The following is a 26,944-nucleotide window of genomic DNA, read 5'->3' as shown; positions in this document are numbered from 1 at the left end:
AAACATGCGCTATTTTCTGACCACAATCTCTTCGGCTTCTGTTACCGTTTTTGCGTCGGCCCGTTCAATAACTTTAAGTAATGTAGTTTGAATAGTTTCATCGGTTCTTGCGTCAGTCTTGCTGGCAAACATCTGCTCTTGTGGCGCAACGCCTTCTTCGGCAATAAATCCCATCACTACTTCGTTTGCACAATCAGGCGTTTCGCCATAATACGTTAAAGTAATTTGTGGGTAGCCTTGAAATCCTTTCTTTACCCTTTTAGCAATGCGTTTTGTCGATTTATCTAAATTCATAATAGCTCTGGTAGGTCATTGTTCTAATGTTCAAAGCATTACATGTAACCTTTTCAATGTCGCAGGTTATTTACTAATAAATACCTAATTCACGGTAACTGGCATAACTGTTGGCTATTAAAAGTGGGTTATTATGAACAAGAAAGCTGATACAACGACGGCAAGACCCACCAATGCACACCATGCATTACTGTGCTGATTACTACTACGGCCACCAAAATTTCGGCCTTCACTTTCCCGTCCGTTCTCACTTTCTGAGCGCCGTAGATTATTTTGTTTTGGGTATCCGCCAAACGTGACCGCTTTGCAAATAGGCCAACCTACCCAATAGCAAACTGTCCAAAAAAACAATTCAATAATTAGGTAACCAGCTGCCCTGAAGAGACCTTTGGCTACTTCCCCTACAATAACTTCTTCCATCATCATTCCCACGTGTATGTGACGCAGTTTGAGCCGCTTATAGATGCTTCTAGGTGAATTGAAAGCGACACGCCCGCTGCATTTAGCTTAAGAGCAGCATAAGCAATAACTGCTTTGCTGACAAAGAGTGAGGTGTAACGAGATATGTTGCGTGTCTTTCTAGGTGTAGTCTTTCTAGGCGTAACCTAGAAGCTCAGAAATGAACGTATAAGTTGATGCTACAAAAATGCGCTAAACGAAAGCTTTAGCGGGCATGCTTCGTTAATCCAAGGTTATGTTTTTGACGTTTGCACATCGTTTTTTAGTACCAGTACGATTAGCAATATAATTGCTAACGGCGGCACGAGTGCAGCAAAGAAAGCTACGACAGCGGTAAGAATAGGCGATTGGGTTTTTCGTTTTCCTAAGTAATAGCCAAGCGCAGCCATGAGTAAAGCAAAGGCAACAATAACTTGCCCTAACAATGTCACATTAATATTCATAACAAGCGTTCCATTTTATCATCTTAGTAAAATCAACCTTAGCGGAGGCGATGGTCGTCTTACCATCGCCTTTACGTAAAGTTGAGTATTTTTACACGAGGAGCTAAATGATAAAGAAGCGAGTGAAAGTGTAGTTTAGTTAACGTTAATGCTGCCTTTGTCTATCTGTTGTACTGCGGTGTATGGAATAACAATAGTGTCAGCCACAATAGAAAACGCGGCATCAATAACAAAGAAAGGGACATTCCCAAACGTAGAACCGATATTTTCACGTCGGCTTGGTTCACCGTTTAACAAACATACATTGTATGAAAAACCGCTATATACACGAGGTATTTCTTCGCAGTAACTTTTCTTACCTTGATGTTCAATTTGAACATGGTTGTTGTCAGGAGAAATTGTTTTCACAGTGGCACAAGAGCAACATGCTAAAGTTAAGATGGCGAGAGGTAAAACTTTCATATAGTACTAATTCCATTTATTAAGTAAGCATTATCAAACTAATGCTGATTTCATCAAACGTTCCATTAATCACCGGCACCATTAATCACCGGTCACCTTAGCGAACGGCAATGAGGGGTATCATTGCCCGGCCCAATACCCGATTAAGATACCTGATTAAGATACCCGACTAAAATTCACGACAAAGGCATGAGTCATATTCATTTTTTAATGTTATCACTGCCTGGAGTTCATATTCAAATCCGATGCAGTTTAATCATTAAACTGTTATGTATTTAAATCAAACATTCAAAATGTTTGATAAAGGTCAAATTGTTCAATAAATAAACGGCGTATTCTATTGGTGTGATAGCATCTTTTATTGAGCGAGCATCAAGTGACACATTCAACCAAAGAACAAATAGATGCGATGCATGTTGGCGTTATTGTGGCGGTAAGAGGGAGTATTGTTGATATCCGTTTTACTAATCAACTGCCAGACATCCACACCATCATTTACGCTAATGACGGTAAAATAACGTTAGAAGTGGTTTCTCAACTCTCGGCAGAAAAGGTACGCACTATTGCGCTAACGCCTACCCAGGGCTTAGCTCGCGGTATGTTAGTAAAAAGTTCACAAGGCCCGCTAAAAGTGCCCGTTGGTCCTTCAATACTCACCAGAATGTTCAATGTGTTTGGTGAAGCTATTGATGGCAAACCCTTTATTAATAACACAGAGCGGCGCAGCGTTCATCAATCCCCTCCTCCCCTTGTTAGTATTTCCAGCCAGCTACAGATATTTGAAACCGGCATAAAAATCGTTGATGTTCTGTGTCCGCTTGAGCGAGGCGGAAAAGCGGGCCTATTTGGTGGCGCTGGCGTGGGCAAAACCGTTTTGCTCACCGAAATGATCCACAACATGGTAAGCCACCAACAAGGCGTAAGTATATTTTGCGGTATAGGCGAACGCTGCAGAGAAGGTGAAGAGCTTTATCGCGAGATGAAACAGGCTGGAGTGTTAGACAACATGGTTATGCTATTCGGGCAAATGAACGAACCTCCTGGAAGCCGCTTTAGAATAGGTCACAGCGCGCTAACCATGGCTGAGTACTTTCGTGATGACGAAAAGAAAGATGTGCTATTACTCATCGACAACATATTTCGATTTATTCAAGCGGGTTCTGAAGTGTCTGGCCTAATGGGCCAAATGCCATCACGAATGGGTTACCAACCCACCCTCGGCACTGAATTATCAAGTTTAGAAGAACGTATCGCCAATACACAAAACGGTGCCATTACGTCTATTCAAGCAGTCTATGTACCTGCTGATGACTTTACCGATCCAGCAGCGGTGCATACTTTTTCTCACCTATCAGCAACCTTAGTACTATCACGCAAACGCGCTAGTGAAGGCTTTTATCCTGCCGTCGATCCGTTGCAGTCAAGTTCAAAACTAGCTACGCCTAATGTGGTTGGTGATAGACATTATCAAATAGCACAACAGGTTCGTCATATTCTTGCCCAATACAATGAATTAAAAGACATCATTGCCATGTTGGGGTTAGAACAGTTATCTAAAAGAGATCGAAATGTTGTGGCAAGAGCCCGTCGATTAGAGCGCTTTTTTACTCAACCATTTTTCACTACCGAGCAATTTACTGGCATGAAAGGAAAGTTCGTGACTATCGAACAAGCATTAGAAGGTTGCGAACGCATTTTAAGCGGTGAATTTGACGAGCATCCCGAAAGCGCGTTGTACATGATTGGCGATATTAATGACGCGATTAGCGGTCATAAAGCACCTAAAACAGCATCAGATGAGGCACATCATGCAGGTTAATATTCTTTTACCCAATCAAATATTTGCCCAGCTTTCAGGCATCAGCAATCTGATTGTTGAAACCCCTTCAGGAAGTTTTGGCATTCTGCCTCACCGTTTAGATTGTATCACCCCCTTGGTACCAGGAATTTTAACTTATCAATGTAATAACCAATCCCCGCAGTTTATTGCTATTGACCAAGGGGTGTTAGTGAAAACGGGAAAGCAAGTCTCTATTTCCGTTAGAAGAGCAATAAGTGGGAAATCCCTTGAAACCTTGCAACAAGCGGTTACCCAAGAATTTATTCATCTGGATGAAGAGCAACAAGCCCTGCGGGCTGTGTTAGCTAAGTTGGAAACCGGGTTTCTCAAACAATTTTCATCACTGTCTCAGCAGTAGCTTTATGGATAAACCACCCATTAAAGCTAAAAACAATAAAACGCCACGCTCACAGAACATGTCTCATCAAGTAGAAAAGAAAGTGGCATTAAAGTTATATGCTAAGCGCCATAAACACCCAGGCGTGTGGTTTGGATTAGGGTTAATGGGTATTGTGGGTTGGTCTGTAGCACTTCCCACACTTTTGGGTATTGCATTAGGCATTTGGCTTGACGCCAGTATTAGTGATTCTCGCGCTTATACGCTTATATTTTTGCTGGCAGGGTTAACGTTGGGCTGTTTTATTGCGTGGAATTGGGTTAGCAAAGAGTATGCAGCAATGCATAGCCCTACCGTCACCATGAAGGCCAACACTAAGGCTCCCACTAAGGCAAACACTGTGCCCAAAACGAAAACAAGTAAAGAAAACGAATAAGGAGCTACTTAGCAATGATACCCATCGAAAATTTAAGTTTAACCTCACTTATTTTGCCTTTTCTAATAGGCACAATGCTAGGTTGCTGTTTTTTCTATGCCCTGTGGTTTACCGTGAAAAAAGGCATGAATGCCACGCAGCCAGCGCTATGGTTCTTAAGTAGCTTATTGCTACGCATGGGGACGGCAATCAGTGTTTTTTACTGGGTGGGTAATAATGATATTTGGCGTCTATCAGCCTGCTTGGCAGGTTTTGTGATAGGCAGAATATTAATGACTACAATCACTAATAACGCCAATCCTACCGGCGCAGAAAAAGGAGCGCTACATCATGCACCTTAGCCCGGATGAAATTGTGTATTGGCAATATGGCGTAATTAAACTGAGCGCTACGCTTGTTTTTACTTGGGTCATTTTGGCGATACTGGTGGTTAGCGCCTATTTTATCACTCGTAACCTCAATAAAAAGAATCACCGCTCACGCTGGCAAAATGCCTTAGAAATAATAGTCATCACCATCAATGACCAAATTTCAGATGCAGGCTTAGATAAGCCGCGACGCTACATGGGGTTTCTGGGTACATTGTTTTTGTTCATTGCAATGGCAAATCTATTGACTATTTTCCCTGGATTTGAGCCGCCTAGTAGCTCCCTATCCACCACCCTTGCGCTGGCTTTTTGTGTATTTGTATCTGTGCCTTTTTACGGAATAAAAAACAAAGGGGTGAAACAGTATCTACTTTCTTACACGGAACCCACGTATTTCATGTTGCCCTTCAATATTGTAGGCGAGTTGTCACGCACCCTAGCCCTTGCCGTACGCTTGTTTGGAAACATGATGAGTGGCGCCATGATCTTAGCCATTCTACTGGTTATTTCGCCGCTAATTTTTCCTGTTGTTATGTCACTGCTTGGCCTGCTGACCGGTATGGTTCAAGCCTATATCTTTTTTGTATTGGCATCGGTTTACATTGCCGCTGCCAGCACGGTTAGTGCGAAAGCCTCCCTTACCCTAACGCCACCACAACAAAAGGCAGAATAATGGACAGTCTTACGTTAATAGCAATTTGCTCAATTATCACCGCAGGTCTTACCATAGGTATTGGTGTGCTGGGGCCATCGCTTGCAGAAGGAAAAGCAGTTGCCAGTGCGCTAAACGCGCTTGCCCAACAGCCCGATGCGTCGCCCACCATTACCCGTACTTTATTTGTAGGGCTCGCCATGATTGAGTCAACTGCTATCTATTGCTTTGTAGTCTCAATGATTGTGTTATTCAGTAACCCGTTTTGGAATTATTTTATTGCCCAAAATGGAGGCTAAACCATGCCTATCGATTGGTTTACTGTTATTGCACAAATTATCAATTTTTTGATATTAGTGTGGCTGCTTAAGCGCTTTTTATACCAGCCTATTCTTGATGGCATTGATGCCCGTGAACATAAAATTGCTAGTGTTCTATCTAATGCCGAGACCCAAAAGAAACACGCAGAGAACCTTGAAGCTCAATATAAAGAAAAACTAACCAATATAGATGCTGAACGTTCAACCATTATTGAATTAGCCAAAGCAGAAGCACACAAAGCAACCTTAGCCGCCTTACAAGATGCAAAAGCACAAGCAGATGCGTTATCAATAAAACGCACCAATGCGCTGAATACTGAAATTCAAATGTTACAAAACGAAGTGATTGATAAAAGCGTGAAAGAAGTGTTTGCCCTTAGTCGTAAGGTAATAAGCGAACTCGCAGACCAACAACTTCAAGATAAAATGTTCGACAAACTTTTATCGCACCTTAAGGCCCTTAGCGAAGTGCAACACCATGAGTTATGCCTAGCTATCAAAAAAAACCAAGGGCATGCCACAGTACGTAGTATTGCCCCTTTATCACAACCACAATGTGAGCACCTAAAAGCATGTTTAGAAGACATACTAACTGACCACCCCTCCCAACGGGCTACTGAACAGGCTGGCGGCGATAGCCTGACTATAACCCTCAACTTAGTGGTAGACCCTCAGTTAATTGCGGGTTTAGCACTTAGCTTTGGCGGTTGGAAACTCAGTTGGAGCGCTAATGAAATGTTGAGTGCATTGCAGCACGAGGTAGAGCTGTCTATTGATGCTCAGTATGAAGAAAATGTCGCAAATATGCCCGCCGACAACGAACACCATTCGTTAAGCGCTAACCGTTAAGGTCATAACATGAACGACGCTAACAACAATGCCTTAAAAAAACGCTATCAATATGTGTTCAATCAACTTGAGTATATTCGAGAATCGCATATTCCGGATGTCAGCTTACAAGAGATGGGCACCGTTGAAAGCGTATCAGCGGGAATTGCTATTGTGTCAGGCTTATTCGGGGCTGGTTTTGAAGAATTACTGCTTTTTCCGAACGATATTTACGGTATAGCATTTAATATTGATGAGCATGAGATTGGCGTCATTATGCTAGGTGACTACACAGCGCTGCATGCGGGTGATGAAGTAAAACGCACCGGCCGCGTGATGGATATAGCCGTGGGCAATGAGTTGATAGGCAGAGTTATCGATCCATTAGGCAATGCGCTAGACGCTAAAGGTAATATTGTTACCCGCGAACGGCTCCCCATTGAACGACCTGCGCCAGACATTATGTCACGTTCCCCTGTTACAGAGCCTCTACAAACCGGTGTAAAAGCATTGGATGCGTTGTTACCCATTGGTCGTGGCCAGCGAGAATTAATACTGGGCGACCGTCAAACGGGCAAAACAGCGATAGCTATCGACACTATTTTAAATCAAAAAGACGAAAACGTACTTTGCATTTATTGCGCCATAGGGCAAAAATCGGCGTCTGTGGCCAAAACCATCACCACATTACAACGCAATCAGGCATTAGAATACACAGTGGTTATGGTAACAGAAGGAAATGATCCCCCCGGGCTCGATTACATTGCACCTTACGCGGCAACCAGCATTGCCGAGTATTTCATGCAACAAGGTCACGATGTTCTTATTGTTTACGATGACTTAACGCAGCATGCGCGCTCTTATCGTGAACTATCATTACTCCTTCGCAGACCACCTGGACGCGAAGCATTTCCAGGCGATATTTTTTATCTGCATTCACGGCTGTTAGAGCGTGCCACACACCTAAACGAAGCACTAGGTGGCGGCTCACTCACCGCCCTGCCTATCATTGAAACTGAAGAGCAAAATATGTCGGCTTATATACCGACTAATTTAATCTCTATTACTGATGGGCAAATATACTTATCGCCTACTTTATTTTCTCTTGGTGTGCTACCCGCAATAGATGTAGGGAAATCGGTATCTCGTGTTGGCGGCAAAGCACAGAAACCAGCGTTTAGAAAGGTTTCAGGTGCCCTAAAGTTAGCGTATGCCCAATTTGAAGAACTAGAAACCTTTGCACGCTTTGGTGCACGACTAGACTCCGATAGTCTTTTGGCTATTGAACACGGCCTACGCATTCGAGCTTGTATGAAACAAGCGGAATCTCATCCCTTTTCAGTAGCCGCACAAATTGCCATTTTACTTGCTCTTACTAAAGGGCTGCTCGATACCGTTTCACTCAGGTTAATTGATAGCGCACAAGGTTCAATCATTGATGGGCTTGGTACGCTCGCCCCAGTATTGTATGAAAAATTAGCAACAGCACAGCCATTATCCGATGAAGAAAGCGACACTGTAATAACGATGATAAAGACAAAACTGGCAAGTGTGGCATCAACTTCGGATGTTAAAACGCTATCTGTCAACGAGCGCTAACATGGGAGAGCTAACATGGGAGAGTTAAGCAGCGGCTTACAGCGCAAAATTAATAGTGCCAATGACTTAAAGTCGGTGGTGAGAACTATGAAGGCAATGGCAGCAGCGAATATTAGCCAGTATGAAATGGCGGTTGCAGCACTTGATGATTATTACAAAACTGTACAGCTCGGGTTAGTTGCTTATTTTCATAGTAATCAAATAAATAGCAAAGCAGTAAACTATTCAACAGTGAACAAAACAACGTCTTTAGGCAAGGTAGGGTTCATCGCCATTGGTTCTGATCAGGGACTAGTCGGTAAATTCAACGACGCCTTGGTTTCCCATCTGCTTAACACTATGAACACGCTGCCAGGCGAAAAGCGGGTGTGGGCTATTGGTGAACGTATTCAAACTCACTTAAGTAGTTTGAATATACCTCTTGAGCAGCCTTTTGCGCTCCCTAGTTCAATTAATGCAGTAACAGGGCTGGTCACTTCATTGCTGCAAGAAATAGAAGCACTGCAGCAATCAAATGAACTATCTGCACTACACATTGTATTTAATCGTAGTTTACCCAACGCAAAATACGAGGCATGTAGTCAGAAGGTATTGCCGCTTGATAGCGAATGGCATCAAAAGCTAATCGTAACGCGTTGGCCTTCCCGCTGTTTACCTCAGTTGCTTACTGATACAAAGAGAACGTTTAGTGCATTAATTGGCGAGTATTTATTTTCTACCTTGTATAGGGCATGCACTGAATCATTGGCCAGTGAAAACGCAAGTAGATTAACTGCTATGCAACGTGCCGAAAAAAATATAGAAGAAATTCAAACCGAGCTTTCCCGACAATTTCACCGCCAACGGCAGCAAGGCATTGATGAAGAGCTTTCCGACTTAGTGAGTGGGTTTGAGGCCCTGTCTGAAAATTATAGAGATGCCAATTTTTGAAAAGCAAAATGAGTTGTTTGTTTAACAACTTAGGTGTTTTTAATCTCAGGGATTAGCTCCAGTAAATCGGTCGCCCCTACATCTAAACCGCGCTGCGATAGTAAGGTAGTAATTTGCCCACGGTGATGTGTTTGATGGTTGAATAAGTGCTGTATAAGCTGACCGAAGTTTTTTGTATATGGTGAGCCCGTAGTATCTCGAAATGACAAGTCAGTCGTTAGCACTTCGCTTGATAATGCATTGGCGAAGGCCACAATAGACTCATCCACTTTTGCTCTTACGGTACGAAGTGCTGTTAAATCCTCAAAAAGCATTTCATCTAGCGTTTTAGGAAGTGGCATTGCCACTACGCAGTCTAACTCGTTGAACTTATCAGGATGCTGTGCAAATCGCTGAAGCCAAATAATATCGGCAACCAATATGTGGTTAAGCGTGCCTAAGATAGATCCAAAAAAAGCCCCCACATCTTCACTCAATGCGGCTGGGCTCAATTGCGATGCAGCTGAATATACAGACTCGTTCATCCACTGATTGTATTGAGCCATCAATGTGAAGCTATTTTTTAAAGACATAAACGTTCCTAAGACATGTTGCTTCGTTTAGTTAACGCCAATTTAAGTTCATCTAAGTACCCTTCAAACGGTTTCCACTGCTGCATACCCGTTTTGTATATTGGCTGGCGTACTTGTTCTGAACTTGGGGTTTTAATCACTCGTTTGGTTTCATAGAAAGACAAACAAGCAGGTTCAAATGGCAAGCCACAAAAATCAAGAATACGATGTACTTGTCCTTCCAAATCTTCAAGCACATCTTCGTGCTGTACAGTAAGAATGTGATCGGGCAATACCTTATGCCAGTGGTTCATTAGCTTTTCATAAGCGCAATAATAACGGCCAATATCATCTAACGAATAGCTGAACTCCTGCCCTTCCCCGAATAACTGCTTAAAGCCACTGAAACAACAATCCATGGGGTCGCGTCTAGCATCAATAATTTTCGCGTTCGGTAAAATGCGCTTTATAAGCCCAATATGTACAAAGTTATTCGGCATTTTATCAATAAAGAAAGGCGCTGCTTGGCGATACGCTTGAGTTTGCGCCATGTATTTTTCGCCAAGGGCAATGCACGCTTCATCAGATAAATCGGCAAGATTATACGGGTACGCTTTCTTTTGATTACTTAAGCTAGAGGCAATGCCTAAAATATCATGTAGCTCCATGGTGCCATCTACCATAGAGTGAGACGCCAAAATTTGCTCTAGCAACGTAGAGCCCGCCCTTGGCAAGCCAACAATAAAAATAGGATCTGGTGCATCACAACCACTAAATTCACTCATTAATTCGGCATCGCAGGCCAATGCTTGCGCTTCAAGTGCCGCTTCTGTGCGGGTAATGTCGAATCGATGCGTGCGCTTTTTAAGGCTGTTACCTTTAGCATAATAATCAAACGCTTTGTCGGCCTGCTTGGCATCTTCAAAGCCTTTCCCTAGTGCAAAGCAAAGGTGAATTCTGTCGTCTAGCTTTGTCGTTTCTAACGCTTCTTGAAGTTGCATAACCGCCAAGGCGTTATCATCAAATCGATAAGTTTTCGTGTTAGCTAGGCTCCAATACGCATCGCCAAAATCAGGTGCGAAGTCGGCGGCTTTTTCATAAGAAGCAATGGCCTCTTTCACGTCTCCCTTTGCTTTTAACGAATGCCCGAGGGCAACCCACAGTGCGGGGCGGTCTTGTTTATCGGCCAGTAAGCTATGATAAATACCAATCGCTTCTTCTAACTCACCTACACCCACGAGAGCATGGGCTAAACTTACCTTTATAGAAAAGCTATTTGACTGTTGTGCTAAGCGCGCTCGTGCAACCTTTGCGGCTTGCGGAAATTTGCCCAGTTTTGCCAGTAGCCCCTGATAAGCCGCTTGGGCTTTATCGTTTTCAGGGTAAAGTGCAACACAGCTTTCTAGTAAAAACTCAGCATCGTGATACACCTTTAGCTGTACGCCTAATTCTGCCAGTAGCATCATTGCTTCAGGGTGATGTTTGTTTTTGGCTAAAAACTGACGGCAGACCTGCTCTGCTTTATGCAATTGACCTTCGTGCATAAGGTCGTGTGCGCCAAGCAAGGGTTTGGGCAAGCTTTGCAGGAAACTGATGTGCTGCTGCGTTAATAGAAGGGCTTGGGGTTGATTGTCACGCTGATATACCGCTTCAAGTTGCTGCCACGCAGCTAATAACGCTGGATTAAAACGGGTTGCTTGATAAAAAGCATTGGCAGCTTCGCTGTGGGCATTGTCGCGAGCATAGCAGTAGCCCAACTCTTGAAAGCCTCTACCATAATCAGGGAACAAACCGACTAACTGTGAAAGCGTAGTAATAGCATTTTTGATATTCCCGGATAGTCGGTACGCCACTGCCATGACATACATGGCTTCGCGGGTTGCATCTTCGCTGGGTTTAGCATCAAGAAACTGCTTACTCTGCGCAATAACATGCTGATGATTAGACTGCATCAAACTTTGTTTTAACGCAGAAAGGGTTTGTTGTTCTTGTGAATTCATAAATACAGCATGCCTAAAAACATAAAAAAACGGCATACCCTAAGGAATGCCGTTTTAGGTAGGTGTAACATGTTACATCAAACTCAAATTACACCAAAGTCAGATTACACCCAATGGGCTTAGTAGTAATCGTAAGAGAAACGAACACCAATAGTGCGTGGACGATTCGTTACTACCTTAGGTGTAAACTGCTGAGTATCAATATTTAATATCGCGCTTTCATCAAACACGTTATCAACATAAAGCTCGGCTTTCCAGACATCGTTAGTCACACCAACGGCTAGGTTAGCTAGCATGTAAGATTCTTGTACGTAACGGCCACCTTCAAATACGTCACCGTTAGAGTCGGTGTAGGTTACCCCTTCGTAAACATCAGCATGCTTCTCAATTTTAAGGCCAGAACCTGTGCCGTAAATAAGTTGCGTCGCATCTTCCATTACGTAAGCGTCCATTACCATGCCAGCATAACGGTCACCCGTGTAGCTTACAGAGCCATTCACATAACCACGCTTGTCACCTTCTAGTTCGAAGAAATAACGCGCGTTGATGTTACCCGAGAAGCCTGCAGAATAAGGAAGCTCAGAGCCTACACCCGCGGCAATGCCTTCTAGTTCAGAATTTACGCTGGTTAGTTCAGTATTTAATAAACTAAATGCTGCGTTAATCACTAAGTCGTCTGTGGCTAACCAAGTAATGTCAGCATCCAAACCTTGAATCTCTGCATCACCAACGTTGTCGGTAAATACTAAGAAAGAAATGTTAGTTGGGTCGAAACGTGACGTTTGTAAGTCAGAAATTTCAGAGTAATACGCTGTAGCGTTTACACGTAGAATACCGTCTAAGAAGTCACCCTTCACACCTAACTCGTAATTATCGAGGGTATCTGTGGTTGAGTACACTGGAATCCGGAAGTTTTCAAATGCACCGTTTTGGTTTTTCGCCAAACCACCACCAACACGGTTGGTTACTGGCGGACGGAAACCTTCTGAATAGTTAGCAAACAATAGAACATCATCGTTAACTTTCCAATCTAGTGAGAATTTGAAGATAGTATCGTCAACGGTAAGTACACCATCGCTACCAAGCAAATCTGTTTCTAGCTGACCACTAGCAATAGCAGCATTTACTGCATCTGGGTCTAGGCCTACCGCAGCTAGCTCATCTGGGTCAAGTGAACCAAATGCTTTAACACGACGTGTTACGTCAACGGTAGAGGTTGAACCTGTGTAGATATCATCTATTTGATACCAACGGGCACCAACACTCGCGGTTAGTGAATCGGTAATATCGTATTCAAACTGACCAAATACAGCAATTTGCTCAACGGTATGGGTAATATCGTTGATAAAGCTAATTTCGGATGGGAACGGGCCTCCATCGCTGTTTATACCATCAGTACCTACTAGGGTTTTTTGTAGGTTGTTGAAGCCGTATTGTGTAAGCTCGCCGTCAGTATTAGCAATTTTGAACTGCCCTACTGTTGCCACTTCCTGGTCATCATAGAACAAACCAGCCGTTACGCGCCAAGGTGTATCCATGGTAGTCACAAAACGAAGCTCGTGAGTTGAACGGGTTGTGGTTGTATCTTCTCTAAAATACTTGGTTGGATCTAGACAACGCTGATCTTCAGCTTCAACGCCAGACTCATAGTGGTTACACACATAATACGCTGCGAAAGCACCGCCATTGGTGTAGCCCGTGTAATCAGCTAAGGTATCGATTTCACGATCTAAATAACCACCTGTGTACACAAGGTCTAGTTTTTCTAAACGACCTTCTAATGTCCAAGTCGTTAATCCGAACTCATCTTTGTTTTCTTCTTGAGCAAAACGAATTGCTGAGCTTTCGCCTTCAAGGGTTGGGTCGTAAGCAAATACACCTTCAGTATCTAACGTTTGTTGGGTGTGCTGAACTAGCAAATCCCAATCATCATTAAATTCATACAACAGACCAAAACGAGCACCTGTGTACAAAGCATCGTTGAAATCATCTTCAACTAACGCATCGTTCTGAGGTGATACTACAGAGGCTTCTTCGTTTGAATTGATAGCAGGGTTAGTTACGCGGTTTTGATCCATAGCAACCGGATCAGCAAGTGGGCCGCCAGAGATACGGTCGATAACTACCGCGCTTCCAATGTAACCACCTTCGCCTGGAACGTTCATCACGTTATCAATCCAGCCGCCTTGCTTATCGTTGTAAGCCGCAACGCGGAAACCTAACTTGTCGGTAAGTGGCATATTGAAGTAAGCCGTTACCGAGTTACTCATTTCACCGCCTTTGGTGAAACCAATATTGGTATCAAAACCAGCACCAAAACTGTTTAGGTCGGGTTTATTCGTGATCAAACGAATTGTACCTGCCTGAGAGCTTGCACCGAACAAAGTACCTTGTGGCCCAGGTAAGACTTCAACACGCGCAACGTCAGTAGCGTACACGTCTAGGTTACGACCAGCCATTGATACAGGCTGTTCATCTACATAGAAAGCAACGGAGGGTTGTAATGCTTGAACTGAAGATAACATGATATTTGATTGGGTAGTTGCCGCGCCACGAATATAAATTTCGTTTTGGCCCGGGCCTGTGCCCTGAAACACTACGTTTGGAAGGAATTCAACGTAGTCTTGAAAATTATCAATGCCTAAATTTTCGAGTGCTTTACCATTAAGTGCAGTAACGGCGACAGGTACATCTTGGATAGATTCGGCGCGTTTAGTGGCTGTAACTTCTATAGTTTCAAGTTTCGCTGGCGCTTCAGATTCTTGAGCGAGCAACGGTGAAGATGCCAATGCAGCAACAATTGCACAGCTAAGCTGAGTTTTACGCATAATGTGTGTTTTCCCTATTAGGTGATTTTTTATTCTTTGAACAGTGTTTACTTAAAACACTTATCAATAATAACATTTCTATTAACCCACAAACCAAGATTAATTTCTACTCTAACGATTATTTATTCACTTATACTTTAGTTTTTACCCGTTCTATAACGTGAATTTATAAAAGTGCTATTCATTTAAAGAATCAGCTCTAATAATTACAATCAAAGTTTATAAAAGTTGTTCCATACTGTATATTTCTGCGTAATAACTCTAAGTCGACAGAAAAGAGAAAGGACGAGTATTAGCGTGAGCGAAACTGAGAACACATCACCTTTAAACAAACCCGTGTTTTACACATCTTCCATAATTATTGCCTGCCTGCTCATTTTTGCGGCAGCTTTGCCTGAAACTGCAGATTCACTTTTCAAAACTATACAATCAGTCATTGTGACTAATGGCAGCTGGTTTTATGTACTTACGGTAGCAATTGTATTGTTATTTGTAGTTTATCTGGGCATGTCTCGCTATGGTGAAATTAAGCTGGGCCCCGACCACGCATTACCAGAATTCAAGTTCACTACGTGGCTATCTATGCTATTCGCTGCCGGTATGGGTATAGGACTTATGTTTTTTGGTGTCGCCGAGCCCCTGATGCACTTTTTAGCACCACCGACGGCGCAAGCTGAAAGTATTGATGCTGTGCGCGAAGCAATGAAAACGACCTTTTTCCATTGGGGTGTGCATGCTTGGGCAATTTATGCTGTGGTGGCGCTGATATTGGCCTACTTTGCATACCGACAGAATTTACCGCTAACCTTACGTTCTGCCCTATACCCGTTAATCGGTGACAGAATTTACGGATGGCCAGGCCATGTTGTCGATATTTTTGCCGTTACCTCTACCGTGTTTGGTGTTTCAACATCACTAGGGTTAGGCGCATCTCAAGTTAATGCGGGCTTTAATTACTTATTCGGCTTACCTTCAAATACCACTGTTCAAATAATAATTATGGCAGCGGTTATCGGCTTAGCCGTCATCTCTGTAGCAACAGGACTAGATAAAGGTATTCGTATTCTATCTGAGACCAACATGGTTTTAGCCATTTTACTGCTTCTTATCGTTCTAGTATTAGGCCCAACAGTATTTTTACTACAAGCCTATATGCAAAATACGGGGGCGTACTTATCTGACTTAGTTAGAAACACCTTCAATTTATTTGCCTATGACAAAACTGATTGGATTGGTGGCTGGACCATCTTCTATTGGGGCTGGTGGTTAGCCTGGGCACCTTTCGTAGGCTTGTTCATTGCGCGTATTTCATACGGTCGTACTATTCGTGAATTTATCTTAGGTGTGTTACTTATCCCATCTGCCTTTACGCTTTTCTGGATGACTGTATTTGGTAATGGTGCTATCGACCAAGTACTCGTGCATGGTAAGGATATATTAGCCACCATGGTCAACGAGGATAGTGCTGTCGCGCTATTCGTGTTCTTAGAGCAATTCCCGTTCTCGTCGGTATTAAGCTTTATTGCCGTAATAATGGTAATCGTGTTCTTTGTAACATCGTGCGATTCTGGGGCAATGGTAGTAGACATGCTATGTTCGCATGGTAGAAACGACACGCCACTGTGGCAGCGAATTTACTGGGCTGTTGGTGTAGGTGTGGTAAGTGCGGTTCTGCTCTATGCGGGTGGTTTGGGGGCACTTCAAACCATGACAATTGCATCGGCACTGCCCTTCGCAATAGTGTTACTCATAGCGATAGTGGGGCTGTTGAAGGCGCTACGGGTAGAAGCCTATAAGCGTGAAAGCTTACAAGTGCTTGCCGGAACGCCGCAGCATAATGACGGTGATAAAAACTGGAAAGATAGGTTAGAGAACATAGTAACCTTTCCCGATGAAGCCGTAGTTAGGCGCTATTTACAGAAAATTGTGAAACCCGCCATGACAGAAGTTGGGAAAGAGTTCGAAACACAGCAATTTGAAATTGTGATTGATGAAACCGAAGAGGCGTTGATGTTAACCGTCACTATGGGAAGCGATCCTGATTTTGTATACGCAGTGTACCCTTCGGTTACTCATCAGCCAGAATTTGGCCCGAGTGACATGCCAGAGGTAGACGAAGGCGAAAAGCCCACGTACTATCGCGCAGAAGTTCACTTAAGTGAAGGTGGTCAAAACTACGACATTATGGGATGGTCTAAGATCTCAGTCATTAATGACGTTATTGATCAATTTCAAAAGCATCAACACTTTATCCATTTGCTTAAGTAGTTTGGGTTAGGGTTGCAGATTTATTAGGAATAAAATGCGAAAAGAAGAAGAATTGTTGGTTGCTCTACGGCGCGTGATCCGCGCCGTCGATTTACGCAGCAAGCAGTTGAGTAAGCATGTTGGGCTAACAGGCCCACAATTATTGGTAATGCAAAATATTCAAGAGAAGCCAGGTATTATGGTGCGAGAAATTGCTGAGAACATAAACCTGAGCCCTGCGACCATTACTAATATTCTTGATCGCCTTGAAGGCAGAGATTTAGCAACCCGTATTCGAAGTACACAGGATAAGCGCAAAGTTGGCGTATTCCTTACTGAGAAAGGAAAGGTAGCAGTTGTGAACGCGCCTCGCCCACTTCAAGAACACTTCGTGGAGCGTTTTTCGCAGCTAAAAGAATGGGAGCAAAGCCAAATGGTTGCTACTGTTCAGCGAATTGCGAGCATGATGGATGCAGAAGATATTGACGCATCACCGTTTCTTGAGCTTGGTAGTATTTCAGAAAAACTTAACTAGCGCTTAGTGCAGATTGTTTGAGTTAATTAGCTCGGGCAGTGCTTACGATAAACTGAAACAAAACAGCCAGCATATGCTGGCTGTTTTTATTTGTACTCATAAAAACTTATTTCTACGGGTAGAAAATCTCTATTTAACGGGCTTAACCAAAGCTTCAATCAGTTTGCTTGCCAGTTTGTCTATCAGTGGCCTTCAAAGGGTTAACCCTGCCGCCAGTCACTTTATCGGCGCGGCCTTCTTCTTTGGCTTTTTCAGCGCGGCGTTTTCTAATTTCTTTAGGGTCGGCAATAAGTGGGCGGTAAATTTCTATTCTGTCGCCATCCTTAACAGTATCGCGCAATTTAACCACGCGGCTCCAAATGCCGACTTTGGTGCTCGATAAATCAATATCTGGGTATTCATTTAACAGGTTCGAAGCATGGATTACCTCTTCCACTGTTGCGCCTTCCTTTATCGACACATCAACCAAAGATTGCTTAGTAGGAAGTGCATAGGCCACTTCAATATGCATTAAGCCTTCACTCACGCGTAAACACTCCTAGCACGTTCGGTGAACGCTACAACCATATTGGCCGCCAAATTGTTGAAGATTTTGCCAAACGCCATTTCTACTAACTTATTGGTAAATTCAAACTCAAGGTTTAACTCTATTTTACAGGCTTCGTCAGATAACGCTGAAAACGTCCAACCGCCGGTTAAATAGCGAAACGGACCATCGACAAGCTGCATATCTATACGCTTACCTGGTTCAAGTTCGTTATGGGTAGTGAACCACTGCTTAATGCCTGCTTTTGCCACTAACAATGAGGCTTTCATGTTTTCACCAGATGCTTCTAAAACCTTGCTGTCTCGACAACCTGGTAAGAACTGCGGGTAAGCCGCAACATCGTTTACCAAGTCGAACATAGCCTGGGCGCTGTGTGCTACCAATGCACTGCGTTGTATACTCGCCATGTACTTCACTATATAAATACCGAAAGGCGCATTATATCATAGAAAAAATACCACAGAAAAAACCCTTCTCTCATCTTCGCTTTTTCCGTTTCGCCCCCACATCGTTATGTAAGGCCACAATACCTTTTTGCACTAAAAAATATTAGTAAATGAACTAATAAATATTGCTATAGGTATACAGACATTCTTACGACAATCAGTATAATAGCGAGCATGAAAAAGAATAAAGCCAACAAAAACACCACAGGTACCATCGCGCAAAACAAAAAAGCGCGCCACGACTATTTCCTAGAGGACAAATTTGAAGCAGGTATTCAGCTTCAAGGCTGGGAAATTAAAAGTATTCGCTCAGGTAAAGTTAACATTTCCGATTGCTATGTGATTATTCAAAATGCCGAAGCTTATTTAGTAGGTTGTCGCATAAGCCCGTTAAACCAAGCCTCTACTCACGTTGTGTGTGAACCTGAACGTGCGCGTAAATTGTTATTGAAAAAGCGCGAACTAGACCGACTTATGGGTGCAAGAGACCGACAAGGTTACTCTATTGTAGCCACCGCCATGTATTGGAAGAAATGCTGGGTTAAGTTAGAAATCAATCTTGCCAAAGGTAAGCATGAACGAGACAAACGAGACTCATTGAAAGATCAAGACTGGCAACGTCAGAAAGAAAGAATGATGAAACACAGCGTTTAACGCTGTGTTTTACTTTTAGCTGCTCATTATTTATTGGGCTGATGCGCCTTAATATCACTTGTACTTGCACTAACTGAACTAGCACTTACTTTACTCGTATTATCAGCGCTAACGTTTTTGCCACTGCTATTTTCTTGGCTAGCAAGCTGGACACTACCATTTTTAGCAATAACATCACGCTTAGTCATAGACTTGCGGTGCAACATATCAAGCACTAAGCTCCACAATGGCGATGGCGAACGCAAGGTTGTTAAATTATTACCTAAACGCCTTAGCTGACGGCGAACCATTGCCATGTTTGCTAAACTTGCTAACGATTTATCTTTCCACGTACAGTGTGGAATAACACCAGAATAACGCCATTCTTGCTGCCATTTCTTGGCTAAATCAGGGGTAATGGCCAACGCACTGGCTAAACCCACCAGTGAACAACCTTGCTGAATCACTTCTTCAGCAACCTCAGCCCGCTTGATCCCCCCCGTTGTCATTAACGGAATATCGGTTTTAGTTTCAAGGGTGTGCGCAAATTCTAAGAAGTAAGCTTCACGTGCAAGCGTGGTATCGTCTCGAGTTTGCCCTTGCATGGCCGGCGCTTCATAACTACCGCCTGACAATTCCACTACATCAACACCTAATGCTTCTAAACGGCGTACTACTTCACAGGCATCATCAAAACTAAACCCATTGCGCTGAAAATCAGCAGAATTAAGTTTCACCATAACAATAAAGCCACTTGGGCATACCGCGCGAATTTGGCTAACAATATTAATCAGTAAACGCGCACGATTGATAATAGAACCGCCCCACTCGTCTTGTCGCTGATTGGTTAGTGGCGATAAAAATTGGGTGAGTAGATAACCATGGGCCGCGTGAATTTCAACGCCATCAAAACCCGCTTTTTGCGCTTGCACTGCGGTTTCGACAAAGCGTTTGCACACATCGTGAATGTCTTGGCAGGTCATTTCTTTTGGAACGGCAAACAGTTTTGAGTGTTTACCCATCTTAAGAGGTACAGCCGAGGGCGCGATGGCTTTGCCTTGCATAGCCTTAAATACCTGACGACCAGGGTGATTAATTTGCATCACCGCCAGCGCGCCATTTGACTTAATAATTTTAGCCCAGCGCTCGAACGGTTCTAAGGGGGAGTTTTTATCTAGCACAACACCGCCCGGGCCTGTCATCGACTCGCGATCGACCATCACGTTGCCCGTAATAACCATGCCCAAGTTTCCATGCGCCCAGTACCGGTAAAGCGTATACAGCGCACTACCAGGAAGACAGCCCGCACTCGACATGTTCTCTTCCATCGCCGCTTTTACAAGGCGATTACGTACCACTACCCCGCAAGGTAAGGTATAAGGCGTATATATTATTGAGTCTGAAGGCATTGGCACATCAATTGTAATTTTAAGCCGGTACACTTTAATGGTTATTGACGATAAATGCATCTTTTGAAAGCAAAATATAAAGAAATCATTTAACCGCAAGCAAGTTATGTTATACTTCGCTTTCACACTCGGGGCTGATTAGGATTCGACAGGATCTTGGAAGCCGGAGGTGCATGCAGAGGTGCGGCTGGCCTCTTAAAAAAGCCGCATACAAATAGTCGCAAACGACGAAAACTACGCACTAGCCGCTTAATAACCGGTATAGGCCCTTCCACCACAGCTTTGTTTGCTAGCGTGGATTCGGAAGGTCATCCAAGCAAACTAGCGAGGGAAACTCTCCTGAGGTTGAACCGCGAAATAGTATCGGGACAGCTACCAAGAACCCTGTTTGTCGGGGTCTAAAGTAGTTAAAGAAAAGACAAACTAAGCATGTAGTACCAAAGGTAGACATTTTCTGGACGCGGGTTCAAATCCCGCCAGCTCCACCAATTCTACATTTAAAGACGTCCTAGGGCGTCTTTTTTTGTGTCCGTACCAACGTAAAATCAATAAGTTAGCATATTTTAACGTTCAATAGCTTCCCTTAGCTTCTTTGATCTTTAGGTACACGATTGGGTACACTATGTACAAAGGCAACCTACTACCAATCATCCAATCAGATAGGTTTACATTTACTAATAACCACAAGCAAAGCCGCATGCAACTTTTCTAATTTTAAATATGTCTGTCTTATTTAAAGCTCTGCCTTGTTTACCTGCTCTCGATAGGCTCGAAAACCTAACCCAGTCCATCTTTTAAATGCTTTCGCAAAGGCGCTGGCATCGTTGTATCCTAAGTATCGAGCAAGGCTTTCCTGTGTCACGTCTGGCCTTTGTATTTGACTTAGCGCATGTTGCTTGCGTATGGCCTGCGCCATAGTTAAGTAATTGGTTTCAGTCTCTTGAAGCCTACGTAAAAGCGTTCTTTCACTCACCGCTAAGCTAGCCGCTATTTGGCTACGAGTTAGCCAGGGCTGATTGAGCAACAGAGCTTCTACCTTTTCTAAGAAAGAGTGTGCAGTCAGTTGATTAAGTTGCTGACTTGCCAGTTCCAGCATTTGCGCTTGAATAGCGGGGTTCACTTCTCGTTGCTTAAAGTGCCAATCATTATCGCTGTATATAATGGCGTTTTGAGATTGATTAAAACTGACTTCCGCTTCACCAAAAACCTCATTATACAATGCTGTTGGTGCCTGCTGGTCGTGTTTAAAACAAACCGCTACTGGTGTGATATTTTTACCTGCTACCCATCTGGCACCTGTGGCAATACCCGCCATGATTGCTTCTATACGAACATCTACTGCAGCAGTAAACTTAGGTTCGTAGCGCACGCCCCACCCCAGCTTGTCACGAGACTTGGCAAATTGGCCTCCTTCTCCAATTAACGGTGAGTAACTAATAAGGCTGTCTACAGCCACACTTAGTGAGGGACTGCTTAACAACAAAAAGCCCAAGGTGTCGAAGTTTTGTGGTTGCATGGCTAAACCAATGTGCATGCCAATGCCTTTGCTACCGTGTCGTTCGACCTCTAACCACAGTTTATCCTGAAGCATCAAAGGCAAGCGCTCTTCACCTTCGTGCTGTTGAATATTAGCCAGAAGCTTGCCTTCCATACGAATACCCAATTGTGCCAATTGGTTAAGAATTGCTTGCGTAAAGCTTTGAGTAACACTAGCTGCCATTATCTGCCCGAGTTTCCAAACTATTTTATAAATAGCATACTCAAGCTGTCCCAAATTAACTAGTTAATTGTCCTGTGTTAGCAAGGCAACCAAATCAACATCCTGTTAACCTTATTGTCATGTAGTTAACAGAGACATTCATCATGAATCCTTATGTGGTTATTGGAGCCGGGCCAATGGGCCTATGTACAGTGCGCCGATTAGTTGAAAAAGGCATTGATGTGCTGGGGTTGGAAGCGCACAGTGATGTGGGTGGGTTGTGGGACATCGATAGCCCCACCAGCACTATGTATCAATCTGCGCATCTTATTTCGTCAAAACGAATGACAGAATTTGACGACTTTCCTATGCGTGATGATGTGGCCACCTACCCAAAGCATGACCAGCTAAAAGACTACTTTCAGGCGTATGCGACGCATTTTGATCTTTATCGTCATTTCCAATTTAACTGTTGGGTAGAGTCGGTGGAGCCGCTCAATGGTCAGTGGCGAGTTAGTTATCGGCAAAATGATGCGCTACACCATATCATTGCCGCAGGTGTTTTACTTGCCAACGGTACGTTGCATCACCCGAATATCATAGACTTTCCCGGCAACTTTGAGGGTGAGCAAATACACAGTGCTCACTATAAAAATGCGGATAGTTTTGCTAATAAACGCGTGCTGATCGTAGGTTGTGGGAACAGCGGCTGTGATATAGCGGTGGACGCAGTTCATAGGGCGAAACATGTCGACATGGCAGTACGCCGAGGCTATTACTTTTTACCTAAGTTTGTCGCCGGCATGCCCACCGACACATTAGGCGGAAAAATTCGCTTACCCAACTGGTTAAAGCAACGTGTAGATGGCACCTTAGTGCGCTTAATTTCAGGTAAACCTAGCCATTTCGGGCTGCCAGATCCCGACTATAAAATGTATGAATCACACCCTGTGGTTAACTCGTTATTTTTACATCATATTGGCCATGGTGACATCACAGTTCGTCCTAATGTCGAGCGCTTAAGCGAAAATGGAGCGTATTTTACTGATGGTAGTTATGCACAATACGACCTTATTTTACAGGCGACCGGCTATAAGCTGAATTACCCCTTTATTGATAAACAGTATCTCAATTGGGTAGGCGATGCGCCGCAACTCTATTTAAATGTGTTTAACCCTCTACACCCCAATTTATACGTCATGGGTATGGTAGAAGCGGCCGGATTAGGCTGGCAGGGGCGCGATGAACAAGCCAAATTGGTGGCCAATGTCATAGATTTACAACGAAATCAAAATCATGCTGCAGAGACATTTTTTGATAAAGTGAAGCTACAAGCAAGCCAGCGAGTAGACGGCGGTATGCGGTATTTACCGCTAGAGCGCATGGCGTACTACGTGCATAAGGCTGATTATTTGGCGGCGTTATCAAGCGAAATGCAACAGTTGGGACAGGGAGTCTAAATGTCGTCAACTAGCCTCTTTGCTTTAAATTCTGTACTAGCCATGATGATGTTTGGCATTGCATTAAGCCTCACAACCGATGATTTCCGCCGAATTGCAAGACAGCCTGTAGGACCGGTGGTGGGAATGACTGCACAATTTGCTTTATTGCCTGCTTTAACATGCCTGCTCACTTGGTTACTTCCTATGCCAAGCGAAATAGCGTTAGGCCTACTTCTGGTAAGTTGCTGTCCTGGTGGCAGCTTTTCAAATTTAATGACCTATTTGTCAAATGGAAATACCGCAATGTCGGTCAGTATGACCGGTGTGGCTAGCTTACTTGCCTGTGTACTCACACCACTAAACTTCATGTTTTACGCGGCTCTGAACCCGCGTACACAACACTTGCTAAATAGTATCTCGGTATCAACCACTGATATGCTGTCGGCGATTGCCTTTGTTTTAGCCTTTCCATTAGCACTTGGCATAACCTGCGCCCGAATTTGGCCGTTATTTGCAAGAAAAAGCGAGCCATTTTTTCGGTTTGTTTCTTTGTTGACTTTATTTGGGTTTGTGGCGATTGCGCTTTTCATGAATTGGGACAAGTTTATCGCCGGTGCTAGCCTCTTTTTGCTTGCCGTAGTAGCACACAATGCGCTTGCTCTTTTCATCGGTTGGTCTGCAGCTCGTATATTGCATTTGCCCCCTGCTGATACCCGAGCTATCACCCTAGAGGTCGGCTTACAAAATTCCGGCTTGGGTCTGGGCATCATTTTCACCTTTTTCGCTGACTTAGAGGCCATGGCGGTTATTGCCGCTACCTGGGGTATCTGGCACCTTATCTCCGGCTTGAGCCTAAGCACCTTTTGGCAATTAACGGATAGAAAAAAAGCCCTTCAAGACACGTCTGAAAAGAAGTATTTCTATGGCTCTTAATATTTTAATTACTGGCAGCGAAGGCTATATAGGTCAACGTCTCATTAGCGCACTTGCTAGCAACCACAACACGGTGGGCGTAGATATACGACCATCTTCAAAACAAGCCTACCCTTATCATGAGTTGGACATCAGAGATCCACATCTAAGCGATATCATCGCTCAACACAACATTACTCATGTCGTCCATTTAGCCAGTGTGATGCAAGCGAGTGACGATCGCGTAAAAGATTATGATATTGATGTAAATGGTACGGCTAACGTACTAGCAAGTTGCATTAATAATCAGGTGAAGCATATTACGGTGTCTAGCAGTGGCGCCGCTTACGGCTATCACGCCGACAACCCTGACTGGCTGAATGAGCAAGAGCCTCTGCGCGGTAATGACCATTTTGCCTACAGTCAGCACAAGCGTTTAATTGAAGAGATGTTGGCAGAATTTCGAGTCGCACACCCTGCGCTCAAACAACTGGTTCTGCGCCCCGGTACGATACTAGGGAAGCATACCAATAATCAAATTACTCATTTGTTTACTAAATCAAAAATACTTGGAATTAAAGGGTCGCCCTCGCCTTTTGTCTTTATATGGGACGAAGATGTGGTGAATATTATTACGAACGGGGTAACGGAAAGCCTTACCGGACAGTTCAATTTAGCCGGCGATGGCGCTATGCCGATGTCTGAAATTGCCCAAGTCCTCAACAAACCTCTTGTACAACTACCGGCAACAGTTGTTGCTGCTCTACTTAGAGTCGGCCACGCTCTACGTCTTACCCAATATAGTGCCGAGCAAGTTGACTTTTTACGCTATCGCCCGGTATTGGACAATAATGCACTAAAGACAGGTTTTGGTTACGTGCCGAAAAAAACATCACGGGAAGTGTTTGATTACTATGTTGCGCATAATCCCCACGTAAGGAACGATAAATGAAGCTAAGCACACCAATGCGACCATGGGCGCTAGTAACCGGTGCAGCGTCAGGGTTAGGTTTAGATTTAGCTAAACAACTGGCAACGGACTACCAACTAGTTCTGGTAGACTTGCAAATTGATGCTCTGACTCGCGTAGCCAAGTCGCTTCAATGCCATCATCATTTCGTTTGTGACCTAGCCGATCCAGCTGCTATCGTCGCGTTGGCCGAGTCAATTGCACAACAACACATTACCCTTAGCGTGCTAATAAATAACGCGGGTATTACCCATCGTTCGCTCGCATCACTTACCCAGACATCTGTTATAGAAAAAGTAATGCGTGTAAATTATTTTGCGCCTGTTCAGCTTACCCAGATGCTTACGCCCCATTTAAGCCGAGACGCCAACATAGTGAATATCAGCTCTATGGCGGGTTGGATGCCGGTGTTGGGACGCGCTGGATATTGTGCCTCTAAAGCAGCCCTTCACCAGTACTTTGAAACCCTACGTGCTGAGTGGCAAGGTAATGGAAAGCACATTCTTATGGTGTACCCTAGTTTTTTAGATACGCCCATTGAACACAACGCTTTAAACGGGCTTGGTAGCAAAGCGACGCATAAGAGAACTATGGTTGGGGCCATGGGCAGTAGCAAAGACATGGCATCACAAATTATTTCAGCTATGAATAAAGGTCAACAGCGGTTAATGCCAGACTGGTTTACCCGTGTTTCCGCTTTGCTTTATCGCTTAACGCCTAACGTTTACTTGTACCTTATGCGCCGCCGCTTAAGTCGTGAATTGAGTTCACCACAATGAGCTTTGTTATCGTCGCTATTGGTGTATTTATTGCCTTTGCTGTGGAAGCTATGACAGGGTTTGGCAGCATCGTTATCGCCTTATCAATTGGTGCCTTAGTGATGGATATCACCCAATTGATGCAATGGTTGGTACCCTTAAACATAATGATGACAGGCCCACTGGTATACCAACATCGACATCATATTGATCATGACCTCCTGTTTAAACAAATTTTACCATTTATGGGAACAGGTACTTTAACCGGGTTGCTTGTAATAGATTACATACCCGCTGAATACAGCAAAGGGCTTTTCGCTTTAATAATTTGTTGGTTTGCTATTCGCTCGCTTGCCCAACTAAACGCCCCCGCCCACAACCATCTTGCCCGCAGGTCGTTAATATTCTCTGCCGGTATTACCCATGGCTTGTTTGCATCAGGTGGCCCGCTTCTGGTGTACGCCTGTGCAAGAACACCAATGGCCAAAGAAAGATTTCGCGCCACCCTATTAAGTGTGTGGCTCACTTTGAATACTGGCCTTTGTGTGTGGTTTTTGTTGTTTGAAGGACTAGCATCACAGACGAAATCCATCATGTGGTTGGTGCCTTGTGTTATAGCAGGTGCATTTTTGGGTAATGCTTGGCACAAAAAAGTGAGTCAGGCGTTCTTTTCTCGGTTGGTTTTCGTGATGTTATTGTTAGTGGGAGTACTCCTGTTAGTTAAAACTCTCAGTCAATTTCTTTAACGTTTAACTCTTTGAAACCTATCACTGCCTTTCAGAGCAACGCAGCTGCGCTTTCTATCAAGCAGATACTGATTTGTAGTATAGCTAAGACAGTCATAAAACGTATAACTAACAACATAAACCTGCTTATCTTGTTTAGTTTATTAAGCCCCAATGTAGGGGCTTTTTGCATTTAATGGGCAAACATAAAGTGAAACAATCATTTGAGCGATAAATCTAGACTTTCTGTGGCGCTAGCGATAGAAATATGATG

At 43.8% G+C, this 26,944-nt stretch carries 28 protein-coding genes and 1 other RNA gene; 18 read left to right on the top strand and 11 right to left on the bottom strand.

What is annotated here, in order from left to right:
- Window positions 1-9 precede the first annotated feature (9 nt).
- The 4 genes from JKP82_RS07180 to JKP82_RS07165 form a co-directional block, all read right to left on the bottom strand.
- On the bottom strand, window positions 10-294 hold the full coding sequence (locus JKP82_RS07180) for a hypothetical protein (protein WP_218396420.1): 285 nt from the start codon (window positions 292-294) through the stop codon (window positions 10-12).
- A 117-nt stretch (window positions 295-411) separates the two neighbouring features.
- A complete protein-coding gene (locus JKP82_RS07175; protein ID WP_013783896.1) occupies window positions 412-714 on the bottom strand; it encodes a hypothetical protein in 303 nt (100 codons plus the stop codon).
- A gap of 272 nt (window positions 715-986) precedes the next feature.
- On the bottom strand, window positions 987-1,196 hold the full coding sequence (locus JKP82_RS07170) for a hypothetical protein (RefSeq protein WP_218396418.1): 210 nt from the start codon (window positions 1,194-1,196) through the stop codon (window positions 987-989).
- A gap of 135 nt (window positions 1,197-1,331) precedes the next feature.
- Window positions 1,332-1,604 (bottom strand): YceK/YidQ family lipoprotein, encoded by a 273-nt coding sequence (locus JKP82_RS07165; RefSeq protein WP_309475322.1) that lies wholly within the window; start codon window positions 1,602-1,604, stop codon window positions 1,332-1,334.
- A 463-nt stretch (window positions 1,605-2,067) separates the two neighbouring features.
- Here JKP82_RS07165 and atpD point away from each other — a divergent pair, with 463 nt between their 5' ends.
- The 9 genes from atpD to JKP82_RS07120 are packed head-to-tail and all read left to right on the top strand — an operon-like array spanning window position 2,068 to window position 8,968.
- Window positions 2,068-3,477, top strand: a complete 1,410-nt coding sequence (atpD, locus tag JKP82_RS07160) for a F0F1 ATP synthase subunit beta (protein WP_159534469.1) — start codon at window positions 2,068-2,070, stop codon at window positions 3,475-3,477.
- Window positions 3,467-3,856 (top strand): F0F1 ATP synthase subunit epsilon, encoded by a 390-nt coding sequence (locus JKP82_RS07155; RefSeq protein WP_159530055.1) that lies wholly within the window; start codon window positions 3,467-3,469, stop codon window positions 3,854-3,856. Before atpD ends, JKP82_RS07155 begins: the two co-directional genes overlap by 11 nt.
- A 4-nt stretch (window positions 3,857-3,860) precedes the next feature.
- Window positions 3,861-4,271 (top strand): AtpZ/AtpI family protein, encoded by a 411-nt coding sequence (locus JKP82_RS07150; RefSeq protein WP_159530053.1) that lies wholly within the window; start codon window positions 3,861-3,863, stop codon window positions 4,269-4,271.
- A gap of 14 nt (window positions 4,272-4,285) precedes the next feature.
- The gene (locus JKP82_RS07145) at window positions 4,286-4,612 is read left to right on the top strand and encodes an ATP synthase subunit I (RefSeq protein ID WP_218396414.1); all 327 of its coding nucleotides are present in this window, start codon (window positions 4,286-4,288) and stop codon (window positions 4,610-4,612) included.
- Entirely contained in the window at window positions 4,602-5,312 is a 711-nt protein-coding gene (locus JKP82_RS07140; protein ID WP_218396412.1) for a F0F1 ATP synthase subunit A, read from the top strand. Before JKP82_RS07145 ends, JKP82_RS07140 begins: the two co-directional genes overlap by 11 nt.
- Window positions 5,312-5,590, top strand: coding sequence for a F0F1 ATP synthase subunit C (locus tag JKP82_RS07135; protein ID WP_013783888.1), 279 nt, complete (start codon window positions 5,312-5,314; stop codon window positions 5,588-5,590). Before JKP82_RS07140 ends, JKP82_RS07135 begins: the two co-directional genes overlap by 1 nt.
- Window positions 5,591-5,593: 3 nt before the next feature.
- Window positions 5,594-6,460 (top strand): F0F1 ATP synthase subunit B family protein, encoded by an 867-nt coding sequence (locus tag JKP82_RS07130; RefSeq protein WP_218396409.1) that lies wholly within the window; start codon window positions 5,594-5,596, stop codon window positions 6,458-6,460.
- A gap of 9 nt (window positions 6,461-6,469) precedes the next feature.
- Complete coding sequence (locus JKP82_RS07125; protein ID WP_218396407.1) at window positions 6,470-8,038, top strand: alternate F1F0 ATPase, F1 subunit alpha; 1,569 nt, start codon at window positions 6,470-6,472, stop codon at window positions 8,036-8,038.
- 15 nt (window positions 8,039-8,053) lie between these two features.
- Window positions 8,054-8,968 (top strand): F0F1 ATP synthase subunit gamma, encoded by a 915-nt coding sequence (locus JKP82_RS07120; RefSeq protein WP_159530043.1) that lies wholly within the window; start codon window positions 8,054-8,056, stop codon window positions 8,966-8,968.
- 29 nt (window positions 8,969-8,997) lie between these two features.
- Here JKP82_RS07120 and JKP82_RS07115 read toward each other — a convergent pair whose 3' ends face one another.
- The 3 genes from JKP82_RS07115 to JKP82_RS07105 all read right to left on the bottom strand — a co-directional run bounded on the left by JKP82_RS07115 (window position 8,998) and on the right by JKP82_RS07105 (window position 14,347).
- Window positions 8,998-9,540 carry a DinB family protein gene (locus JKP82_RS07115; protein ID WP_159530041.1) on the bottom strand — a complete coding sequence of 181 codons (543 nt, stop codon included), beginning with the start codon at window positions 9,538-9,540 and terminating at the stop codon, window positions 8,998-9,000.
- 8 nt (window positions 9,541-9,548) lie between these two features.
- Window positions 9,549-11,519, bottom strand: coding sequence for a tetratricopeptide repeat-containing sulfotransferase family protein (locus tag JKP82_RS07110; protein WP_218396406.1), 1,971 nt, complete (start codon window positions 11,517-11,519; stop codon window positions 9,549-9,551).
- A gap of 119 nt (window positions 11,520-11,638) precedes the next feature.
- Window positions 11,639-14,347: a TonB-dependent receptor gene (locus JKP82_RS07105; protein ID WP_159530037.1), complete on the bottom strand. Its 2,709-nt coding sequence runs from the start codon at window positions 14,345-14,347 to the stop codon at window positions 11,639-11,641.
- A 297-nt stretch (window positions 14,348-14,644) separates the two neighbouring features.
- Here JKP82_RS07105 and JKP82_RS07100 point away from each other — a divergent pair, with 297 nt between their 5' ends.
- On the top strand, window positions 14,645-16,615 hold the full coding sequence (locus JKP82_RS07100; RefSeq protein ID WP_159530035.1) for a BCCT family transporter: 1,971 nt from the start codon (window positions 14,645-14,647) through the stop codon (window positions 16,613-16,615).
- A 34-nt stretch (window positions 16,616-16,649) separates the two neighbouring features.
- Window positions 16,650-17,129, top strand: a complete 480-nt coding sequence (locus JKP82_RS07095) for a MarR family winged helix-turn-helix transcriptional regulator (RefSeq protein WP_159530033.1) — start codon at window positions 16,650-16,652, stop codon at window positions 17,127-17,129.
- Window positions 17,130-17,283: 154 nt separating this feature from the next.
- Here JKP82_RS07095 and JKP82_RS07090 read toward each other — a convergent pair whose 3' ends face one another.
- Together JKP82_RS07090 and JKP82_RS07085 are read right to left on the bottom strand one after the other, a co-directional pair.
- A complete protein-coding gene (locus tag JKP82_RS07090) occupies window positions 17,284-17,655 on the bottom strand; it encodes an RnfH family protein (protein WP_218396404.1) in 372 nt (123 codons plus the stop codon).
- A complete protein-coding gene (locus tag JKP82_RS07085) occupies window positions 17,652-18,083 on the bottom strand; it encodes a type II toxin-antitoxin system RatA family toxin (protein WP_013783879.1) in 432 nt (143 codons plus the stop codon). Before JKP82_RS07085 ends, JKP82_RS07090 begins: the two co-directional genes overlap by 4 nt.
- Before the next feature lie 213 nt (window positions 18,084-18,296).
- Here JKP82_RS07085 and smpB point away from each other — a divergent pair, with 213 nt between their 5' ends.
- Window positions 18,297-18,776, top strand: a complete 480-nt coding sequence (gene smpB / locus JKP82_RS07080; RefSeq protein ID WP_013783878.1) for an SsrA-binding protein SmpB — start codon at window positions 18,297-18,299, stop codon at window positions 18,774-18,776.
- 26 nt (window positions 18,777-18,802) lie between these two features.
- Here smpB and JKP82_RS07075 read toward each other — a convergent pair whose 3' ends face one another.
- Window positions 18,803-20,164: an NADH:flavin oxidoreductase/NADH oxidase family protein gene (locus JKP82_RS07075; protein ID WP_258544356.1), complete on the bottom strand. Its 1,362-nt coding sequence runs from the start codon at window positions 20,162-20,164 to the stop codon at window positions 18,803-18,805.
- Window positions 20,165-20,294: 130 nt separating this feature from the next.
- Here JKP82_RS07075 and ssrA point away from each other — a divergent pair.
- Window positions 20,295-20,652, top strand: a transfer-messenger RNA (tmRNA) gene (gene ssrA / locus JKP82_RS07070).
- 245 nt (window positions 20,653-20,897) lie between these two features.
- Here ssrA and JKP82_RS07065 read toward each other — a convergent pair.
- A complete protein-coding gene (locus JKP82_RS07065) occupies window positions 20,898-21,884 on the bottom strand; it encodes an AraC family transcriptional regulator (RefSeq protein ID WP_159530005.1) in 987 nt (328 codons plus the stop codon).
- Between the two features lie 143 nt (window positions 21,885-22,027).
- Here JKP82_RS07065 and JKP82_RS07060 point away from each other — a divergent pair, with 143 nt between their 5' ends.
- Genes JKP82_RS07060 through JKP82_RS07040 form a run of 5 tightly spaced genes read left to right on the top strand, consistent with a single transcriptional unit; the run spans window position 22,028 to window position 26,691 of the window.
- Window positions 22,028-23,323, top strand: coding sequence for a flavin-containing monooxygenase (locus JKP82_RS07060; protein WP_159530003.1), 1,296 nt, complete (start codon window positions 22,028-22,030; stop codon window positions 23,321-23,323).
- Entirely contained in the window at window positions 23,324-24,238 is a 915-nt protein-coding gene (locus JKP82_RS07055) for a bile acid:sodium symporter family protein (protein ID WP_218396400.1), read from the top strand.
- On the top strand, window positions 24,228-25,169 hold the full coding sequence (locus JKP82_RS07050; protein ID WP_218396398.1) for an SDR family oxidoreductase: 942 nt from the start codon (window positions 24,228-24,230) through the stop codon (window positions 25,167-25,169). Before JKP82_RS07055 ends, JKP82_RS07050 begins: the two co-directional genes overlap by 11 nt.
- The gene (locus tag JKP82_RS07045) at window positions 25,166-25,966 is read left to right on the top strand and encodes an SDR family NAD(P)-dependent oxidoreductase (protein ID WP_258544355.1); all 801 of its coding nucleotides are present in this window, start codon (window positions 25,166-25,168) and stop codon (window positions 25,964-25,966) included. Before JKP82_RS07050 ends, JKP82_RS07045 begins: the two co-directional genes overlap by 4 nt.
- The gene (locus JKP82_RS07040; RefSeq protein WP_159529994.1) at window positions 25,963-26,691 is read left to right on the top strand and encodes a TSUP family transporter; all 729 of its coding nucleotides are present in this window, start codon (window positions 25,963-25,965) and stop codon (window positions 26,689-26,691) included. Before JKP82_RS07045 ends, JKP82_RS07040 begins: the two co-directional genes overlap by 4 nt.
- Window positions 26,692-26,944 lie beyond the last annotated feature (253 nt).

It is taken from the genome of Alteromonas lipotrueae, assembly GCF_019249215.1.
In the GTDB taxonomy this organism is placed as follows: domain Bacteria; phylum Pseudomonadota; class Gammaproteobacteria; order Enterobacterales; family Alteromonadaceae; genus Alteromonas; species Alteromonas lipotrueae.
The sequence above is the reverse complement of the archived record's forward strand: the minus strand, read 5'-3'. Positions and strand labels throughout refer to the sequence as shown.

Bases quoted from the DNA above. Each gene is read 5' to 3' on its own strand.
- JKP82_RS07150 (WP_159530053.1), top strand. From the start codon at position 3,861: ATGGATAAACCACCCATTAAAGCTAAAAACAATAAAACGCCACGCTCA.
- JKP82_RS07095 (WP_159530033.1), top strand. From the start codon at position 16,650: ATGCGAAAAGAAGAAGAATTGTTGGTTGCTCTACGGCGCGTGATCCGC.
- JKP82_RS07180 (WP_218396420.1), bottom strand. From the start codon at position 294: ATGAATTTAGATAAATCGACAAAACGCATTGCTAAAAGGGTAAAGAAA.
- JKP82_RS07145 (WP_218396414.1), top strand. From the start codon at position 4,286: ATGATACCCATCGAAAATTTAAGTTTAACCTCACTTATTTTGCCTTTT.
- JKP82_RS07065 (WP_159530005.1), bottom strand. From the start codon at position 21,884: ATGGCAGCTAGTGTTACTCAAAGCTTTACGCAAGCAATTCTTAACCAA.
- JKP82_RS07105 (WP_159530037.1), bottom strand. From the start codon at position 14,347: ATGCGTAAAACTCAGCTTAGCTGTGCAATTGTTGCTGCATTGGCATCT.
- JKP82_RS07135 (WP_013783888.1), top strand. From the start codon at position 5,312: ATGGACAGTCTTACGTTAATAGCAATTTGCTCAATTATCACCGCAGGT.
- JKP82_RS07085 (WP_013783879.1), bottom strand. From the start codon at position 18,083: ATGGCGAGTATACAACGCAGTGCATTGGTAGCACACAGCGCCCAGGCT.
- JKP82_RS07170 (WP_218396418.1), bottom strand. From the start codon at position 1,196: ATGAATATTAATGTGACATTGTTAGGGCAAGTTATTGTTGCCTTTGCT.
- JKP82_RS07155 (WP_159530055.1), top strand. From the start codon at position 3,467: ATGCAGGTTAATATTCTTTTACCCAATCAAATATTTGCCCAGCTTTCA.
- JKP82_RS07125 (WP_218396407.1), top strand. From the start codon at position 6,470: ATGAACGACGCTAACAACAATGCCTTAAAAAAACGCTATCAATATGTG.
- JKP82_RS07120 (WP_159530043.1), top strand. From the start codon at position 8,054: ATGGGAGAGTTAAGCAGCGGCTTACAGCGCAAAATTAATAGTGCCAAT.
- JKP82_RS07140 (WP_218396412.1), top strand. From the start codon at position 4,602: ATGCACCTTAGCCCGGATGAAATTGTGTATTGGCAATATGGCGTAATT.
- JKP82_RS07050 (WP_218396398.1), top strand. From the start codon at position 24,228: ATGGCTCTTAATATTTTAATTACTGGCAGCGAAGGCTATATAGGTCAA.
- JKP82_RS07075 (WP_258544356.1), bottom strand. From the start codon at position 20,164: ATGCCTTCAGACTCAATAATATATACGCCTTATACCTTACCTTGCGGG.
- atpD (WP_159534469.1), top strand. From the start codon at position 2,068: ATGCATGTTGGCGTTATTGTGGCGGTAAGAGGGAGTATTGTTGATATC.
- JKP82_RS07130 (WP_218396409.1), top strand. From the start codon at position 5,594: ATGCCTATCGATTGGTTTACTGTTATTGCACAAATTATCAATTTTTTG.
- JKP82_RS07060 (WP_159530003.1), top strand. From the start codon at position 22,028: ATGAATCCTTATGTGGTTATTGGAGCCGGGCCAATGGGCCTATGTACA.
- JKP82_RS07115 (WP_159530041.1), bottom strand. From the start codon at position 9,540: ATGTCTTTAAAAAATAGCTTCACATTGATGGCTCAATACAATCAGTGG.
- JKP82_RS07045 (WP_258544355.1), top strand. From the start codon at position 25,166: ATGAAGCTAAGCACACCAATGCGACCATGGGCGCTAGTAACCGGTGCA.
- JKP82_RS07040 (WP_159529994.1), top strand. From the start codon at position 25,963: ATGAGCTTTGTTATCGTCGCTATTGGTGTATTTATTGCCTTTGCTGTG.
- smpB (WP_013783878.1), top strand. From the start codon at position 18,297: ATGAAAAAGAATAAAGCCAACAAAAACACCACAGGTACCATCGCGCAA.
- JKP82_RS07175 (WP_013783896.1), bottom strand. From the start codon at position 714: ATGGAAGAAGTTATTGTAGGGGAAGTAGCCAAAGGTCTCTTCAGGGCA.
- JKP82_RS07110 (WP_218396406.1), bottom strand. From the start codon at position 11,519: ATGAATTCACAAGAACAACAAACCCTTTCTGCGTTAAAACAAAGTTTG.
- JKP82_RS07055 (WP_218396400.1), top strand. From the start codon at position 23,324: ATGTCGTCAACTAGCCTCTTTGCTTTAAATTCTGTACTAGCCATGATG.